Here is a 16,122-nt window from a genome sequence, read left to right as displayed (position 1 = left end):
TTCACGTGCTCCGTTTCCCGTCCACGGCGGACATGGCGGCCACGAGACCCGTCGCCCCGCACTCCGACGCGATGGACCGCCCCCGGCTCAGCAGGGCGGCGGCCTCCTCCTCCGGCGCGTGCCCGGCGAGCGCGTACAGTGCGCGGGCGTACTCCAGGCGCGCCGGACCGGGCGCCAGCAGGGCGACCGCCTCGCGCAGTTCGGGCTCTCCCTCGGGCCCGCGGAGCTCTCCGGCGATCCGCAGCACCCGCCCCAGTGTGCTGGGCGCTCCCCAGCCTTGGGCGACCTTCAGCTGCTCCTCGGCCAGGGCCAGCGCCTCGGTCCGCCGATCGGCGCCCGCGAGCGCCTGCACGCGCAGCAGCGACCACGGCCACCACGCCGGGTTGGCCACGGCGGGCTGGAGGTGCCGTACGTCGTCGAGGGCGGCGAGCGCCTCCTCATACCGCCCCTCCGCGTTCAGCACCCGCGCCTCGCTCTCCCCCAGCAGCCGCCGGCCCTCCGCGCCCCGGATCCAGCCGCGCATCCGCTCCAGGCAGGCGCGGGCAGCGGCGGTGTCGCCCAGATCCAGCAGGGCGGCGGTCAGGAAGGTGCGGCCCTGCGGGGCGCCCGGTGCCAGGCCCCAGATCTCCGACTGCCCGACCGCCGTCTCCAGTGAGCGCCGTGCCGCGTCCAGGGCCCCGTGGTTCCACTGGGTGAAGCCGCGCCACAGATGCGTGGCGAGGACGGAGAACAGCGAGCCGCGTTCCACGGCGCGGGCCACCGCTGCGTCCCAGAGCTCGCCCACCTCCTCGTCGGCGAGATGCAGCACGATGCCGGCGGTGTACCAGAGCATCTCCTCCCCGGCCGCCTGGAGCACTCCGTCGGCGACGGCGAAGCGGGCCAGCTCGACGGCCCGGGTCCGGTCGCTGCCGTCCGACGCGGCCTCCCGGGAGAGGTTGGCGGCGAGCATCCGGGCGCCGGGGCCTTCGCCCTCGACGACCGGGTCCTCGACGGTCCGCCACAGCTTCGGGTCCAGGCCGTGCATGAACCCGCTGATGCGCTCCAGCGCCAGCAGCCCCTGCCGTTCGTCGCTCAGCTCGGCGGGCAGTTCCGCCGCCGCCCGGCGGGCGAACTCGGTCGCCTGGCCGTGGCCGCCGGCGAAGACCAGGATCCGGGCGAGCAGCAGGGCGGCCGCGGCCTTGCGGCCCGGGTCGGCGAGGGTGTCGTACGCCTGGCGCAGATGTTCCACGGCGGCCGGGCCGTTGCCGAGCGTCTCGGCGCGGCCGAGTCCGAGCAGCACCTCGGGGCGGGTTTCGGCAGCGGGCGGTTCGTCGAGCGCGCGGGTGAGGTACGTGGCGGCGGCGTCGGGGGCACCCCGGCCCGCCGCCTCCCGCGCCGCCGCGCAGAGGATGTCCACGACGTGCGGGTCGCCCCGGTGCGGGGCGAGCAACAGCTGAGCCGCCGTCCGCTCGGGCGGCGCGCCGGCGGCCGACAGCGCACCGGCCGCCCGCTCGTGGCACAACTGCCGCTCTCCGGGAGGCAATTCGCGGTAGATGGCCTCCCCGACGAGGGGGTGCACAAAGGCGTACGGGTGGCCCTCGCGCAGGATCTCGGCCTGTACGAGCGGCACGATCGCCGCTGCCGCCTCCGCCTCCGGCCGCTGTATGAGCGCCGCCACCTCGGCGAGCGTCGCCGCCCCGTCCCCCAGCACGGCCACCGCCTGCGCCGCGGCCCGTGCCCCCTCGGGCAGCCGCGCGAGGCGGCCCAGGACCAGCCCGGACACCGCCCGCGCCCCGGTTTCCGCGACCTCCCCTCTGTGCGCGGCATCGGGCCGTGTCCCGCGCGAGTGCAGGGCCCGCAACAACTGCCGCAGCAGCAGCGGGTTCCCGGCCGTGGCGCGATGGCAGGCCGCGGTGAACTCCTCGTGCGGCTCCTCGCCGAGCGTCTGCCGCACGAGACCGGCGACCCCGGCCGCCGTCAGCGGTGTGGGCCTGATCCGCACCACCGAGGCGTCCGTCGTCAACGTTCCCGGCAGCTCCTCGCCCTGCTGGGGCTCCCCCGTCCGCAGCGTGGCGGCGATGAGCACCGGCAGCCCCTCCAGCCGACCCGCGAGATACGCCAGGAACCGCACCGAGCCGCTGTCGCACCACTGCAGATCGTCCACGGCCAGCACCAGCGGACCTGCCGCGACCACCAGCTTCCTCGTCAGCTCGTACAGCCCGTTCAGTACCGCGAAACTCTGCGGCTGCTGCCCCCGCACGGCTCCGAAGACCGCCCCCGCCGCGACGGCGGCCCCACTGAGGAGCGATTCCTCGCCGGCGCTCACCATCCGCTCGAACAACTGGCGTACGGCCCCGTAGCCGTAGTCCTTCTCCCGCTGGCTGCCCCTCGCGGTCAGGGTCCGTACCCCCTGCCCGGCCGCCGCCTCGGACATCTCGCTGAGCAGGCGGCTCTTGCCGATGCCGGCCGGACCCTCGATGAGCACCACGTGGGGTCTGCCGTCCAGAGCCGAGCGCAGGCTGTCGTGCAGTTCGGCGATCTGGAGGGCGCGGTCCACGAGCATGTCGGTCCGCGGGGCGCGGTACGGCACCGGTCCCGCCGGTCCTGTTCCGGGCGGGGCGGACGTGCCGGCCGACGCGGAGGCGGTGGCCGGCACCCGACGGGCAGGAGCGTCGAGGTCGGGCGACTGGGCCAGGATCCCCGCCTCCAGGTCGCGCAGGGCTGCCCCCGGGGTGGCACCGGGTCCGGCGGGCAGCAGCTGCCTCGCGCGGCGGAGCGCGTCGAGGGCGTCGGCCTGGCGGTGCGCGCGGTAGAGGGCGAGGGCGAGAAGACGCCAGCGTTCCTCGCGAAGGGCGTCCTGGGAAACCAGGGCTTCGAGCTCCGGCACGAGGACGGCGTCCTCGCCCCGGGCGAGGCGGGCGGCGAGCAGCCGTTCGCGGGCCAGTTCGCGCAGTTCGGCGAGGCGGGCCGACTCCTGGCGGGCCCATGGCTCGTCGGCGTACTCCGCGTAGGCCGGGCCCCGCCACAGCGCGAGCCCGGACTCCAGGACGGACACGGCCTCGGACGGCCTGCCCTCGTCGGTGTGCACGGCGGCGGACCGCAGCGCCTCCTCGAACCGCCAGGCGTCCACCGCGTCGGCCGGCAGCCGCAGCGCGTACCCCGCCTGCTCGCTGACGATGACGCCCCCGCGCGCCCTCGCCTCCCGCTCCGGTTCCAGACAGCGCCGTAGATGGGAGACATGGGCCTGCAGCGAGGCGGCGGCGCGCTGCGGCGGCCTGCCACCCCAGACCCCTTCGACCAGCCGGTCCCGGGTGACCGCCGAGCCCCGGGCGGCGATCAGCAGGGCGAGGACAGCACGCTGCCGTCGCCCGCCCAGCTCCAGCGGGCGTGCCCGGAACGTGGCCCCGACCCCGCCGAGCACCGTCATGCGCAGTTCGTGTAGCGACACACAGCGCATCAAACCAGAACATCAATTCGCCAACGCCGCACGTGCTGCACGGACTGGTGCGCTCTCTTTGATCGCCACCTTCGCATGCCGCGGGCGCGGCACAATCCCTCCGCTCACCGAGACACGGCCAATGCACAACTAAGCGGGTTTTGCGCATTCGCTGAGCAACAACGCACCCTCGCGATGAGAATCCCCGCCGCCTATGAGCTCGCCCCCGCTCGCCCTGGCTATCTGCACGGGCTCGACGGCGTCCGGGCGATGGCCGTCGTGCTCGTCGTCGTGTACCACGTCGGCCCCCTCTTGGCTGCCCGGCGGCTTTCTGGGTGTCGACGTGTTTTTCGTCCTCAGCGGGTACCGGACTCGCCGCCGCCCTCGGCATGGACCCGCAGGCCACGCTCATCTACCTTGCTGATCACATCGCCCCAGGACGCCTGCCCGACCAGCACCAGTAGAGGAATCTGCATGCGGCACCTCATCCCCTCATTCGCTCTCGCTGCCCTCCGGCGCGGACAGCAGATCGAGCAGTTCCTCGGCAGGGTCGAACGCGATGGTCAACCAGGGCTTCGCTGGATCGCCCTCAGCCCCGGCTCCTCCGGCGTGACGATCTATTTGAGTGATGTCGAAGACGTCGGCACCGACAACTTCCTCGATATCACCGAGTTCCCGCCCTTGGACCCCGAGGAGGAGAGGTGGGGACGGAAAATCACCGTCCTGCCCACCCCCGAGGAGGCCTTGCACCAGGCCCAGCGTGACCTCGCCGCAGAACCCCAACGCTGGGTCAACCAGGGAATCGTCTGTGACGAGTACCAGGACTTCCGCAGGATGAACCCGTGATGTTTCGGCGCCGCCTGGCACGACTTCACCGGAACATGTGGGCTTTGCCGCAGGACTCGTGGGGGGCGATGGCGACGCTAAGCCCCCGCGGCGGTCGAGTTCCTTGTGACGGGCGATCACCGGTGCGGCCGATCAGGTGCACGGCCCGGAGCGCTCCAGACGGAAGAAAAGCCGCCCTCGTGCGGAACAAGTCACTCCACCCGTCCGTACTATCTCCACATCAAGTCCTTCCCAGCTTCATGGGCTACTTTTCTGCGCAGCGCACACGGGCCACTTCCCAGGCTCACCACGGTCGCCACAAGCCCCTCGGCCGTGAACTCATGGAAAGGCCAGCCTCATGTCCGAGCACACCAGCGCTTCCACTGAACTGACGTCGCAGTACGCCGCCCAGGTGACCGGCGACCTCGAACGCAACCTCAAAGAGCAAGAACGCGTCAGCGGCGAAATCGCCACGCTGCAGCACCAGTTGGCCACTTTGCAGCACGACCACACCGTACTGGTGAACATGCAACAGGCCCTCGGTATCACCCCCACTGCCGCCCAGCCCACAGCCGCGCCCGACCAAGCCACCGAGCCCGCTCCTCGCAGGAAAGGCGCCTCCCGCACGAGCACGAAATCGCCGGCCAAAAAGGCCGCCGCAGCACCCGGCCGCGCACGGGCCCGCAAGCCGGCCACCGGGCAGTCCCAAGCCGTCACCTCAACACCGACTCAGACCAGCCTGATCGAACTGATCCGCCACCACCTCACTGAACACGACGAGCCACGCTCCTCCGGCGAAATCGCCGCCGCCCTCGGCCAGGCCCATCCCGAACGCGGCATCAAAACCACCGTCGTGCGCACTACCCTCGAAAACCTTGTCGCCAAAGGCCAGGCCCAACGCACCAAGCAGGGCAGGTCCGTCTACTACACCGCCCCTGACACACCCCAGCCCACACCCACCACCACGAGCGAGCCCCAGCCGCAGGACGCTGAGGCGGCAAAGTCTGAGGAAAAGTAGGAGCCGTCTCGCGCCTGCACGCCGGGCAGGGCAGCACGCGCGCCGAAGCGACTCGCAGCAATGCCGGCCTTGTGTGAACCAACATTGCCTGCGAGCGCTATGTCCGGAGCAGGTCTTCCTCGGCCGCTCCGGGGGGTGCCGGACCATGGCCCCGTGATCGCCGGATTGAGGTCAACTCATGTAGTCCTTCGCGTCCATCGAACGCTGGAGAGAACACGAGGGTCCGATTAGCGGGCCGCCAGGAGTTCGAGTGTGTCGATCACCCGGTTCGAAAAACCCCACTCGTTGTCGTACCAGGCGACCACCTTCACGTGGCGGCCGTCGACGCGGGTGAGGGCCGAGTCGAAGATCGACGAGGCGGGGTTGCCCGTGATGTCGGAGGACACCAGCGGGTCGTCGGAGTACTCGAGGATGCCCGCGAGCGGTCCCTGCGCCGCGGTGCGGTACGCCGCCAGCACGTCCTCGCGCGTCACGTCCCGGGTGACGGTCGTGTTGAGTTCGACGATGGAGCCCACCGGAACCGGTACGCGGATCGAGTCGCCCGACAGCTTGCCGTCCAGGCCCGGCAGGACCAGGCCGATCGCCTTGGCGGCGCCTGTGGTGGTCGGGACGATGTTGATGCCGGCGGCGCGGGCGCGGCGCGCATCGCGGTGCGGGCCGTCCTGGAGGTTCTGCTCCTGCGTGTAGGCGTGCACCGTCGTCATGAAGCCGTGCTCGATGCCGGCGAGGTCGTCGAGGACCGCCGCCAGGGGCGCGAGGGCGTTGGTCGTGCAGGAGGCGTTCGAGACGATGGTGTGCAGGTCCGCGTCGTACGCGTCGGTGTTGACGCCGTAGGCGAGCGTGACATCGGCGCCGTCGGACGGCGCGCTCACCAGGACCTTCCGCGCGCCCGCGTCGAGGTGGGCGCGGGCGGCCTTGGCCGACGTGAAGCGGCCGGTGGCCTCCAGCACGAGGTCGACGCCGAGTTCGGCCCACGGCAGCTGTGCCGGTTCGCGCTCGGCCAGCACCTTGATGCGGTGGCCGTCGACGACAAGGGTGTCCCCGTCGACGGTCACCGGGCGGCCGAGCCGGCCGGCCGTGCTGTCGTACGCGAGGAGGCGGGCGAGCGTGGCGGGCTCGGTGAGGTCGTTCACGGCGACGACCTCGATGTCGCTGTCACGCTCCAGGAGTGCGCGCAGCACATTGCGTCCGATGCGGCCGAATCCGTTGATGGCGATGCGAGTCATAAGAGGTGTCCCTTCGTCCCTTCGGTTCGCCACCCAGACTCGCTCTCGGCCTCCGCCGGTGACAGTGGCGTGATTGCCATGGTTCAAAAGGATCGCGCCACGGGTGGGCGGGACTACTCGCCCTGGGTGAAGGTGCGCCGGTATTCGCTCGGTGTGGTGCCGAGGATGCGGTGGAAATGCAGCCGTAGATTCGCGCCCGTGCCCAGGCCGACGTCCGCGGCGATCTGCTCGACGCTGCGCTCCGAGCGCTCGAGCAGTTCCCGGGCCAGGTCGATGCGGGCGCGCATGACCCACTGCATCGGCGTGTAGCCGGTCTCCTCGACGAAGCGGCGCGAGAACGTGCGCGGGGAGACCGCCGCCTGCTGCGCCAGTGTTTCCAGGGTGAGGGGCTCGTCGAGTCGGTGCAGCGCCCACTCGCGGGTGGCGGCGAACCGCTCGCCGAGCGGCTCGGGCACGCTGCGCGGCACGTACTGTGCCTGGCCGCCGCTGCGGTAGGGGGCTGCGACCAGACGCCGGGCCGCGTGGTTCGACGCGGCCACTCCGAGGTCGCCGCGCACGATGTGCAGGCACAGGTCGATGCCCGACGCGGCGCCGGCCGATGTCAGCACGCTGCCCTCGTCGACGAACAGCACGTTCTCGTCGACCTGGACGAGCGGGTGTTTCGCCGCCAGCGCGCGCGTGTAATGCCAGTGCGTCGTGGCCCGCTTGCCGTCCAGCAGGCCGGTGGCCGCGAGTGCGAAGGCGCCCGTCGAGATGGCGGCCAGCCGTGCGCCCCGTCCGTGCGCGGCGACCAACGCGTCCACGACCGTCTGCGGCGGGTCCTCCCGGTCCGGGAACCGGTAGCCGGGGATGAACACGATGTCCGCCCAGGCGAGCGCGTCGAGGCCGTCCGCGACGTGGTAGGACAGGCCGTCGCCGCCGGTCACCAGACCGGGTGCCGCGCCGCACAGCCGTACCTCGTACGGCATGCTCGCGCGCGTCGTGAACACCTGCGCCGGGATGCCGACGTCCAGCGGTTTGGCACCTTCAAGGACGAGGACGGCGACACGACGCAGGCGGGGAGCTGACACGAAGACACAGTATGCGGACCTGCACGCCTACCGGTTCGCTGCCCAACGCTCGCGCTTCAGTGGCTCTGGGTCTTCGCCTTGCGGGACCGCAGTGGCACGGAGCGGCGCGAGACGGTGGTGGCGCCTGCCGCCGCGCGGGCCGGAGCGTCCGGGAGGGTGAAGGCGAAGACGGCGGTCGCCGCCGCGATGGCGGCCAGGGCCAGGTAGGCGTGTTGGTAGGCGGCGATGGGTGGGTTCGCGGCGGCGGCCGCGGGGGTGTTCAGGACCAGGGCCGTGGTCACGATGGCCGGGGCGAGGGCGCCGCCGGTCTGGCGTACGACGGTGTTGAGCGTGGAGGCCTGGGCCAGGTCCTTGCGGGTGATGGTGGCGAGCGAGGCCACGGTCGTCGGCATGAAGACACCGCCCATGGCGACGCCGAGCAGGAACATGTAGGCGCGGAAGGTCCACAGGCTCGTGTGTTCGTCGCAGGTGGCGAACAGGAGGAGGACCAGGCTGACGCCGGCCAGGCCGCAGCCGACGATGACGCGGGGACCGACACGGGCGTAGAGGATTCCGGCGATTTGGACGGTCAGCAGGACGCCGAAGGCCTCGGGGAAGGTGCTGAGGCCGGATTCCAGGGCGGTGCGGCCCTGTCCCTGCTGCAGGAAGAGCGGGCCGAGGAACATGGCGCCGAGGATGGGCACCAGACCGACCAGATTGATCAGGTTGGTGTCCCTGAACAGCCGGTTGGCGAACAGGCGCAGCTTCAAGAGCGGTTCACTGGTGCGTAGTTGGTGGGTGACGGCCGCGGTGAGCAGGGTCGCGCCGAGGGCGAGGGCGGTGAGGACGACGGTGGAGGACCAGCCGCGGTTGGGGCCTTCGCAGACGCCGAACATCGTGGTTCCCATGGCCGCCGCGCACAGCAGCAGGCCTGCCACGTCGAAGCGGGGCGGCCGGTGGCCGCGGTGCCCCGCCAGGAACAGCGTCCCGAACAGCACGGCGGGCAGGCCCACCGGCAGGTTGACGTAGAACACCCCGCGCCAGGACAGGTGGTCGACCAGCAGGCCGCCGAGGATGGGTGCGGCGGCTGGGGCGATCTGCTGCGGGATGATCATGTAACGGGAGATGCGCACCTGTTCGGCGGAGCTGAAGGTGGCATACAGCAGGGCGGCCGAGGCCGGGAAGAGCACGCCTGCGGACAGCCCCTGGACCGCGCGGAAGGCGACGAGTTGGGACAGGCCCACCGCCGCGCCGCACAGCAGTGACGAGGTGAGGAAGGCGACGAGTGCGATGAGCAGCACGCGTTTGGCGCCGAAGCGTTCGACCAGCCAGGCGGACGCCGGGATGGCCATGGCCAGGCAGACCGGGTAGACCACGACCACCCCGTCCAGGGCGGCTGTCGTGAGCCGGAACTGGTCGGCGATCGAGGGAAGCGCCACCGTGGTGATCGCCCCGTCGACGATCGCGATGAACGTCACGCTGACGCACATCACGGGGACGACCAGGCGCTGGCTGAAGCGGAAGGAGGGGACGGACAGGCGGAGACGAGGAGGGAGCGACAACACATGCTGAGCATACTCACTATGTGCGTGCTCATAGAATTGGGTTTTCGGCGGAACGGGGAGCGGCATGGCAGTACAAGGCAGCAGCGACGTCCTGGTCGACGAGCTCTACGAGACGACCCAACAACTGCGCAAGTTCGTAGAGGCCCGGCTGCGCACCGGCGGAGCCTCCGTCGCCCGCCTGCGCGCAATGCGGATGCTCGCACGAGCCCAACAGCCGCTGCGCATGCGGGACTTGAGCGAGATGACGGGGGTCGCGGCACGGACCACGACCAGCATCGTCGACGCCCTGGAACGCGACGGCCTGGTCGAGCGGGTACGCCACCCACACGACCGCCGGGCGTTCCTGCTGCGCCTGACCGACCAGGGAGTGCGGTGCCACCGCGAGGCGGAGGAGGTGGACAGCCTCGCGCTCGCAGAGGCCACAGCCGGGCTCGGCAAGGAGGACCGCGAACAATTGCGGGCCCTGCTCGCCCGCATCCGCACCGCCACCTCCTGACCGCGGCGCTGAGACCGCCGCCCGGGCGTCAGCGCCTGCGGCCGCTCCGCACGGACCAGCCGGTGCCGACGCCGGCCAGGTGCAGGGCCAGGGCGGTGAGGCCGAGGAGCATCACGTTCGTCGAAGTGAAGGTGTCGTTCGTCGAGATGTCCGCCGCGTTGATCAGGAAGGCGAGAAAGAACAGGATTGCCGAGACGATCGCCAGCATGAGGTGCGTCCCTTCGGTCGGCCGAGCCCCGCGTACAGTCCGGATGCCCCGGACTGGCCGGGACACACAGACACCTCCTCGCCGACACCGCCCTATGCGGACATGCGAGTTCAGGCGTCCTCCACGGCCGCCGTCACCGGGGTGCCGATCTCGACCGTGCGGCTGACCGTGCACAGCCGGTCGTGGGAGGTCTTGACCGCCCGGGGAAGAATGGCCCGCGCACGGTCCGCGCCTTCGCCGTCCGGGAAGGCGACGGAGAAGGAGACCTTGAGGTCGGTCATCCGGTTGCCGAGCTCGTCATTGATCTTGTCGCCGGTCACCGTGACGGAGAACCGGGTGGGCTCCGCGTGACGGCTGGTGGCGATGTCCACGTCCACCGCCGTGCAGCCGCCCAGCGCCGCGAGCAACAACTCCACCGGGGTGAACTCGGCCTCCGTCTGCGGGTCGGAACCGGTGCCGAAGGCGATCGTGCCGCCGCGGGGGTTCGTCGCGATGAAGTGGCCGGTGGCGGTTCGCTCGACGGTGACGGAGCGCAGGGAGTTTTCGGTCATACGACGACCCTAGTGCCGTGGGGCGAGGGGGCCGGGGAGGTCTGCCTGGGCGGACAGGCGGGCTGAGGCGACAGCCGGGCCCCGGCTGCGGCTGCGGCTGCGGCTGTGCGCAAGGCAACCGGACCGCAGACCGCCGGGGGCTCGTGGCCACTGGCTGCCACGAGCCCCCGGCGTTCAATGGGCGTGCGCGTCGAAAAGTTCCCGGCGGCTGCCAGTACATCTCACGGTCAGGAAGCAGACCCGGCGTCGCACACCGCTCAGGTCAGGTGATCCAGCTGCCGCTTGCGCAACCGCTGGTGAACACCCACTGGTGGGAGGAGATGCTGTCGTTGATGCTGGTGTTGGTCCGACCGCTGCCCGGCTTGAAGTAGTAGTCGTCGGTCAGCTTGTCCGCGTAGAGCTCGCCGGCGGCGAGGCAGCCGTAGCCGTCCTTGTCCCGGTACCCGGAGTTGAGGTAGAAGGCGACCACGTCCTCGATTCCGGCGCCGCTGACGCCCGCGTTCATCACCGAGGACGCACGGTCGTTGTCGCTGCCGGTGAAGGCTCCGCTGCCGTCGGCCCAGTTCGCATCATCGCCGGTGGTCGAGCCCAGGAGTGTGCCCTTGCAGTTCACATCGGCCCATGCGTAGACCCTGCCGGTACGGCCGGGCCAGTCGTCGTCGCAGCCGCCCGCCTGCGCGGTCACCTCCCCCGCCTGAGCCGTCGTGGCCGGCACCGTCAGCCCGACGGCCGCCAGGCCTAGGGACGCGACGGCTATACCTAACTTGCGCATATTTCCTCCTGGTTGAACGCCTTGTTCGAGGCGTGCCGATCCGCGGCACGTCACCGCGGACGTCCGTGAATTGGTGAACTGGGCAGAGAAGTGACCGACATGCGGCCGGCGACTGGGACGGTGGGGTCAGGGGCGGGGCCCGACGAGCTTCTGAGCGCGGGCCAGGGCCTGCCATTGGAGGCGCCGGTGTGTGGCGAGTTCGTCCCCGTAGCGGTCGGTCAGCTTCTGGATGTAGTGGGCCTCGCGAGCCCGGCCGATGGACTTGAGCGAGGTTGTACGGGCGCAGTCGGCATCGGCCACCGCAATGTCTTTCTCGGCCTTGAACGCCTTCTCGAATGCCTTCCCGGTCCGGCCCTGGGTCCCTTCCCGGGCGGCCTCCTGGGCCTGACCAGGGTCGTCGTACGGATAGCTCGCCTGGCGCATGCAGTCCGACCAGCGCCGCAGTGCATTCCGGAAAAGCTGGTCACGCATCATTTCGGGCACGTACAGGAGGCGGAGGTTGTCGGCGACCTTGTCCGCGCGGAACCAGGTCTTGAGATCACCGTAGAGCCGTTCCTCAGCCTCCCCGGTGCAGCCGCCCGCCTTGCGGCGGATGGTGCCGCCGCCGGGCACTTCGGCGGTGAGAACCGGCGTGTCGGGGCCCCCGTCCAGGGCCTTGTCGTATTCGCGGCCCTGCTCGCCCGAGAGCGAACGTCGGTAGGCGCCATTGGGATTGTGCAGCCTCGCCCACGTGGCCTTCGCGTCGAGACGGCTGCCGTAGCCGTGCTCGCGCGCCCAGGCGACGTCGTCCTGGACATAGCCGACCGGGCGGCTCTCCTCCAGGGTGAGCGGATGCCACTCCCAGTAGTCGAAGCCCTGCCGGTTCATGCAGCGCTTGACCAGTCGCTGCTCGGCGTCGGAGACCCGCAGGTCCTCGGCGCGCGTGAGGTCCCGGGCCGGAACCGGCGCCGCCGGGCTGCGGTGCGGTACCCCGCAGCCGGTCAGCGTGACGCCGGCGAGAAGTGCGGCCATGGCGAGAGTTGAGGGAATGCGTCGCACGGGATCGGTTAGCCCCCGTCGACGTGGCCGTTCCCTTCGAAATGGCCGCTGCCGTCGAAGTGGCCGCTCGCTTCGGAATTCTCGTGGTAACCGGCCAGTTCGGATGTCCCGTGCCGGTTGTCAGTAGATGCTGCACCGGTCCCGACGATCAGACCGCCGAGGATCAGTGCGCCAACCGTGGCGTCGGTAGCCAGCCTTGTGCGAATCACCTGTATTACCCCCGCTGTTGATGTCCGGTGGTCCCTGACTCGTGATGCCCGTGCTGCTCCTGGAGTTGACGGCGCGTGCCGATGAAGCCGACAGGCGCGGTGGGTCTTGCCGTCCCTTCCACGCCCACTGCCGGGTGTGGGAGTGAGGATGGACAGCCGGGCGCTGTCGGACGGGCTGCGCGTCGTCTGCACGGCGCCGAAGTCGCTGATGCAGACCTGCGCTCTGAATCCGCTCTCCGCCCGCGGGACGACGGGCAAGTCGTAGGGCACCCAGAGCTTCGAGTTCGCCTCGCGCAAGAAAGCGAACCGCTCCCCCGCCGCCACCTCGGCCGTGCTGATCACGTCCATGACCCACCACCCTGTTGTCGCTGCGGCATCGGAGACCAGGCATCGCCTCGTGCGATTCCTGTTGCATGCCGTCCAGTCTGGAGCTGGAGAGCAGAGCGCCAGGAGTGCCAAGTGACCTGCCTTTGCAGGCAGTTGTCATCACTCGGCATGACATCTGTCACTCGTTGACCCGGCGAAGGGGGCGGATCCGATGGCGCCAAGACACGTGCGCCCCCGCCGAAAACCACTTGAGGTGTGCAGCATGCGCTGGCACGGTTGCCCCTCGTGCCTGCAACAGACGCGCCCGAAGACCGAGAACCTGAACCACCTGACAGCGACGCATCACCGGTCACTGGCACCGGCCTCACGTCCGGGCAGCCGCTCCGCTCCCCCGCCTTCCGGTGGTTTCTGAGCGGCCAGTCGATCTCCATGGCCGGCAGTGCCATGTCGCCGGTCGCCCTGGCCTTCGGCGTCCTGGAGGTCACCCACAGCGCGGCCTGGCTGTCCGTGGTCACTACTGCGGCCTTGGTCCCGATGGTCGCGGCGCTCCTGCTCGGCGGCGGTATCGCCGACCGGTACCGGCGCGACACGGTGCTGTGTCTCACGAGCCTGGGCGCCGGTCTCACGCAGGCCGGTGTCGCGTTCGTCCTCCTGGCCCACCTGCAGCCGGCGCTCCTGCTGCCGCTGTCCGCCCTCAACGGCGTCTTTCAAGGACTGACCAAGCCCGCGTTGCGTGGCATCGTCTCGAATCTGGCGGCGGGGCGCGGCATCCAGCAGGCCAGTTCCCTCCTGGCGTCCGTCCGCAACACCGCCCGGATTCTGGGCCCGGCCGGGGCCGGACTGTTGACCGCCTCCGTCGGAGGCGGCTGGGCGATCGCCGCGGACGCCGTGTCCTTCCTCCTGGCGGCCGCGTGCTTCGCCCGGATGTCGCTCCCGGACCCGCCACCGCGCGCCCACGACAGCGGCTCTACGATGCTCGGCGAACTGCGGGAGGGCTGGGCCTACTTCAGCTCCCAGCCGTGGATCTGGACGGTGACCTCGGCCTTTGCCGTCTTCAACGCACTCAACATGGGCGTATGGCAGATCCTGGGGCCGGTCATCGCGAACGGCACGATCGGAGCGGACGGTTGGGGCCTCGTGCTCGGCGCCCGCGGCGTCGGAGCGCTGCTCGCCAGTGTGCTGATGGTGAAGCTGACGGTACGTCAACCCATGGCGCCGGCGCTGTCCTTGATGGCACTGTCCGCCGTCCCGTTGATCTTGCTCGGTATCGGGGTGAACACCGTCTGGCTGGCTGCCGCCGCGTTCGTGTCGGGAGTGGCCTCCGAGTTCTTCACCGTCGTATGGGAGACCGTGTGCAACACCCACATCCCGGAGCGGCTGCTCTCCCGGGTCGGCGCCCACGACGAGTTCTGGTCCTTCGTGCCCATCCCCATCGGCCAGCTGTCCACGCCGGTCCTCGTCGCGGCGTTCGGGACAGCGGCGGTCGCCGTCACCGGCGGTGGAGTGGCGGCGGTGGCGATGCTGGTGCCGTTACTGGTGCCGTCGCTTCGGCGGATCGAGGTCAATCGGCACGGCACTTGAAACGGGCCGGCCCCGGTCCTGTACACCGCCCTTGGCCGACTGGGCCAAGCGCCGCTGGCGCTGCGACGAGCTGGCGTGCCGGCGTCGCTCGTTCACCGAGTCGGTCCCGCCAGTACCGCCACGTAAGCGGCTAACCACACGATCAGGTGGATCGGTGCGCCTTCAGTGCGCGGACGGCGTGCGCGCGGCGTGTGCGGAACACGGCCTGCACCCTTGGGTCGTTGCGCGGCAGCTTGGTGCCTCCGGAGAGGATCGCTCCGGGCACTTCGTAGCGATAGACGACGTCGTCGCTGGCCTCCTTGACGCTCACGGCCGGGTTGGCCAGTACCGCGTGCACACCGGGGTAGTGGCTCTTCAACTCGACAGCGAGGTAGTCGAGTTGGGCGTCCATGTTGAACAGCACCGCGGCGCCGAGGACTTGTCCGTCGAAGTCGTGTGTGAACAGTCCCGCCCTGCGTGCGTGGCTCGTCCACTGGGCCAGGCCGACGCCGGGCAGCTTGGGTCCCTTCCGGGTGGTGGGATTCCGCCGCATGATTTCCTCGGGCGAGAAATCGTGCAGGGTGCCCGAGAAGTCCCTGGCCCGCGTCGGGGTGGCCGCCGAGCTGCCCTCGATGCGGCTGGGCAGTACGCCGGACTCCGCCCACAAGTTGCCTACGATGCCTGCGGCTCCGTTCACCGGGTAGCCGTACCGCTCCGCCAGGATCCCGACGGCGTACGCGAGCCGCGCCAATGCGCCCACTTTGGTCCAGTCGACGTCCGGAGAGTCCCCGGCCGGACCGATCGCCCGGATCTCCACCACCCCGTCGGCCTCGGTCCAGAACAGAGAGCCGCCCTGGAAGTCGCGGGCGCGGCCCTCACCGTCGGCGTACTCGTCCGTCAGCGGAAACCCCCAGCCGCCCTCGGGTCCGCCGAGCACGTCCACCCAGTGGCCCGCGATCGCCCCGTGCACTGCGTGCGGGCCGAAGACCGGGTGAGCGCAGACGACGGCATCCCTGTGCCGCCGATACGCGCCCTTGCCGGTGTAGTTCACGTCGCCGACAGCCTCGCCGACATCGAAGCCGTCCGCCGCCAAGTCCGCCACCTGGCGGTCGAGTTGCGCTACGGCATCGAAGTTCTTGTCCTGCATGCATTCCCCCGTGTCGCACTGCCGGGCATCACGAACGACCCGGCACAGGCGATCCCTGTCCCGTATTCGCCGCCTCGCCTGCCCGGCCTGCCGGATCTGCCCGGACCTCAACGGTCCCCTGGGGAAAGCTCTTTGCACCAGGCGTGCGACGCCGTTCCGACGAACTTCGCATCAGATGGGCTGACCCGGTCCGTCAGATGGCCCAGCCCAACTCCACCGGGGCGTTGGGAACTGGGCGGTCGGTGGACGCCGGCCTGGCGGCTGAGTTGCTTCGACGAAAGGGGCGTCCGCCCGGTGCTGCCCCGCCGGGCGTCCTCCTGCTCCGCGAACCCTGCCCGATCACCGGCCAGTTGGGGCATAGGCCGGCTTGCGGACCATGAACACATCCACCGAGTCCTCGGTCTCGAGCGTGAACCCGTGGCGCTCGTACAGCCGTCGGGCCGGGCTGCCCTGCAGCACGTTCAGCCGGACAGGCGTCTCGCTGCGGTCACACTGCTCCAGCAGCTCGCGCAATACGCCCGAACCGATGCCGCTGCCGTCAACTTGACCCGGCCCTAAAGGACCGGGCTTGGAGGTAGCGCCCAACTGGCTGCTGGGTTGACTCCTCCGTCCAGACACCCTTATCGGGTGGCAGGGACGCGTGACTCACGCCCCGCGTTCCACACGATCTCGCCACGGGTGGCGATGTTGTGGGAAGCATTCCGGTCGGCGTGGGC

General features: G+C 70.4%; 14 protein-coding genes and 1 pseudogene. 4 read left to right on the top strand and 11 right to left on the bottom strand.

Annotated features, from left to right (window positions below; translation table 11 throughout):
- Window position 1: 1 nt before the first annotated feature.
- Window positions 2–3,427 carry a BTAD domain-containing putative transcriptional regulator gene (locus ACFY1L_RS49740; protein ID WP_388841480.1) on the bottom strand — a complete coding sequence of 1,142 codons (3,426 nt, stop codon included), beginning with the start codon at window positions 3,425–3,427 and terminating at the stop codon, window positions 2–4.
- A 462-nt stretch (window positions 3,428–3,889) separates the two neighbouring features.
- Between ACFY1L_RS49740 and ACFY1L_RS49735 the strand changes: the two genes are divergently transcribed.
- Window positions 3,890–4,261, top strand: a complete 372-nt coding sequence (locus ACFY1L_RS49735) for a hypothetical protein (protein ID WP_388841476.1) — start codon at window positions 3,890–3,892, stop codon at window positions 4,259–4,261.
- Window positions 4,262–4,598: 337 nt separating this feature from the next.
- A complete protein-coding gene (locus ACFY1L_RS49730; protein ID WP_388841473.1) occupies window positions 4,599–5,258 on the top strand; it encodes a BlaI/MecI/CopY family transcriptional regulator in 660 nt (219 codons plus the stop codon).
- A gap of 227 nt (window positions 5,259–5,485) precedes the next feature.
- Here the strand turns inward: ACFY1L_RS49730 and gap are convergent, their stop codons facing one another.
- From gap to ACFY1L_RS49715, 3 genes are all read right to left on the bottom strand, one after another.
- Complete coding sequence (gap, locus tag ACFY1L_RS49725) at window positions 5,486–6,484, bottom strand: type I glyceraldehyde-3-phosphate dehydrogenase (RefSeq protein WP_388841470.1); 999 nt, start codon at window positions 6,482–6,484, stop codon at window positions 5,486–5,488.
- A 113-nt stretch (window positions 6,485–6,597) separates the two neighbouring features.
- Entirely contained in the window at window positions 6,598–7,554 is a 957-nt protein-coding gene (locus ACFY1L_RS49720) for a GlxA family transcriptional regulator (RefSeq protein WP_388841467.1), read from the bottom strand.
- Window positions 7,555–7,610: 56 nt separating this feature from the next.
- Window positions 7,611–9,023, bottom strand: coding sequence for a DHA2 family efflux MFS transporter permease subunit (locus tag ACFY1L_RS49715; protein WP_388841867.1), 1,413 nt, complete (start codon window positions 9,021–9,023; stop codon window positions 7,611–7,613).
- Between the two features lie 139 nt (window positions 9,024–9,162).
- On the opposite strand from ACFY1L_RS49715, the gene ACFY1L_RS49710 reads away from it, so the two are divergent.
- A complete protein-coding gene (locus tag ACFY1L_RS49710; protein WP_388841464.1) occupies window positions 9,163–9,594 on the top strand; it encodes a MarR family winged helix-turn-helix transcriptional regulator in 432 nt (143 codons plus the stop codon).
- A 28-nt stretch (window positions 9,595–9,622) separates the two neighbouring features.
- On the opposite strand, the gene ACFY1L_RS49705 is transcribed toward ACFY1L_RS49710, so the two are convergent.
- The 5 genes from ACFY1L_RS49705 to ACFY1L_RS49685 form a co-directional block, all read right to left on the bottom strand.
- Window positions 9,623–9,802, bottom strand: coding sequence for a hypothetical protein (locus tag ACFY1L_RS49705; protein ID WP_388841462.1), 180 nt, complete (start codon window positions 9,800–9,802; stop codon window positions 9,623–9,625).
- A gap of 110 nt (window positions 9,803–9,912) precedes the next feature.
- Entirely contained in the window at window positions 9,913–10,353 is a 441-nt protein-coding gene (locus ACFY1L_RS49700; protein WP_388841459.1) for an OsmC family protein, read from the bottom strand.
- A gap of 262 nt (window positions 10,354–10,615) precedes the next feature.
- A complete protein-coding gene (locus ACFY1L_RS49695; protein ID WP_388841456.1) occupies window positions 10,616–11,125 on the bottom strand; it encodes a hypothetical protein in 510 nt (169 codons plus the stop codon).
- A gap of 126 nt (window positions 11,126–11,251) precedes the next feature.
- On the bottom strand, window positions 11,252–12,136 hold the full coding sequence (locus ACFY1L_RS49690) for a hypothetical protein (RefSeq protein WP_388841452.1): 885 nt from the start codon (window positions 12,134–12,136) through the stop codon (window positions 11,252–11,254).
- A gap of 35 nt (window positions 12,137–12,171) precedes the next feature.
- Complete coding sequence (locus ACFY1L_RS49685) at window positions 12,172–12,720, bottom strand: hypothetical protein (protein ID WP_388841449.1); 549 nt, start codon at window positions 12,718–12,720, stop codon at window positions 12,172–12,174.
- A 234-nt stretch (window positions 12,721–12,954) separates the two neighbouring features.
- Here ACFY1L_RS49685 and ACFY1L_RS49680 point away from each other — a divergent pair, with 234 nt between their 5' ends.
- Window positions 12,955–14,280 (top strand): MFS transporter, encoded by a 1,326-nt coding sequence (locus tag ACFY1L_RS49680; protein ID WP_388841446.1) that lies wholly within the window; start codon window positions 12,955–12,957, stop codon window positions 14,278–14,280.
- A 142-nt stretch (window positions 14,281–14,422) separates the two neighbouring features.
- On the opposite strand, the gene ACFY1L_RS49675 is transcribed toward ACFY1L_RS49680, so the two are convergent.
- Window positions 14,423–15,406, bottom strand: coding sequence for a phage tail tip lysozyme (locus tag ACFY1L_RS49675; protein WP_388841444.1), 984 nt, complete (start codon window positions 15,404–15,406; stop codon window positions 14,423–14,425).
- Window positions 15,407–15,745: 339 nt separating this feature from the next.
- Window positions 15,746–15,952: pseudogene (locus ACFY1L_RS49670) on the bottom strand (GNAT family N-acetyltransferase); the annotation flags it as partial.
- Between the last annotated feature and the right edge of the window lie 170 nt (window positions 15,953–16,122).

It is taken from the genome of Streptomyces sp. NPDC001663 (genome assembly GCF_042893105.1).
Classification (GTDB): domain Bacteria; phylum Actinomycetota; class Actinomycetes; order Streptomycetales; family Streptomycetaceae; genus Streptomyces.
Note: the sequence above shows the minus strand (reverse complement) of the source record. Positions and strands in the feature narration are given on the sequence as shown.

Coding starts and splice junctions, on each gene's coding strand:
- ACFY1L_RS49700 (WP_388841459.1), bottom strand. CDS start 10,353: ATGACCGAAAACTCCCTGCGCTCCGTCACCGTCGAGCGAACCGCCACC.
- ACFY1L_RS49705 (WP_388841462.1), bottom strand. CDS start 9,802: ATGCTGGCGATCGTCTCGGCAATCCTGTTCTTTCTCGCCTTCCTGATC.
- ACFY1L_RS49735 (WP_388841476.1), top strand. CDS start 3,890: ATGCGGCACCTCATCCCCTCATTCGCTCTCGCTGCCCTCCGGCGCGGA.
- ACFY1L_RS49710 (WP_388841464.1), top strand. CDS start 9,163: ATGGCAGTACAAGGCAGCAGCGACGTCCTGGTCGACGAGCTCTACGAG.
- gap (WP_388841470.1), bottom strand. CDS start 6,484: ATGACTCGCATCGCCATCAACGGATTCGGCCGCATCGGACGCAATGTG.
- ACFY1L_RS49730 (WP_388841473.1), top strand. CDS start 4,599: ATGTCCGAGCACACCAGCGCTTCCACTGAACTGACGTCGCAGTACGCC.
- ACFY1L_RS49675 (WP_388841444.1), bottom strand. CDS start 15,406: ATGCAGGACAAGAACTTCGATGCCGTAGCGCAACTCGACCGCCAGGTG.
- ACFY1L_RS49685 (WP_388841449.1), bottom strand. CDS start 12,720: ATGGACGTGATCAGCACGGCCGAGGTGGCGGCGGGGGAGCGGTTCGCT.
- ACFY1L_RS49690 (WP_388841452.1), bottom strand. CDS start 12,136: ATGGCCGCACTTCTCGCCGGCGTCACGCTGACCGGCTGCGGGGTACCG.
- ACFY1L_RS49715 (WP_388841867.1), bottom strand. CDS start 9,023: ATGTGCGTCAGCGTGACGTTCATCGCGATCGTCGACGGGGCGATCACC.
- ACFY1L_RS49695 (WP_388841456.1), bottom strand. CDS start 11,125: ATGCGCAAGTTAGGTATAGCCGTCGCGTCCCTAGGCCTGGCGGCCGTC.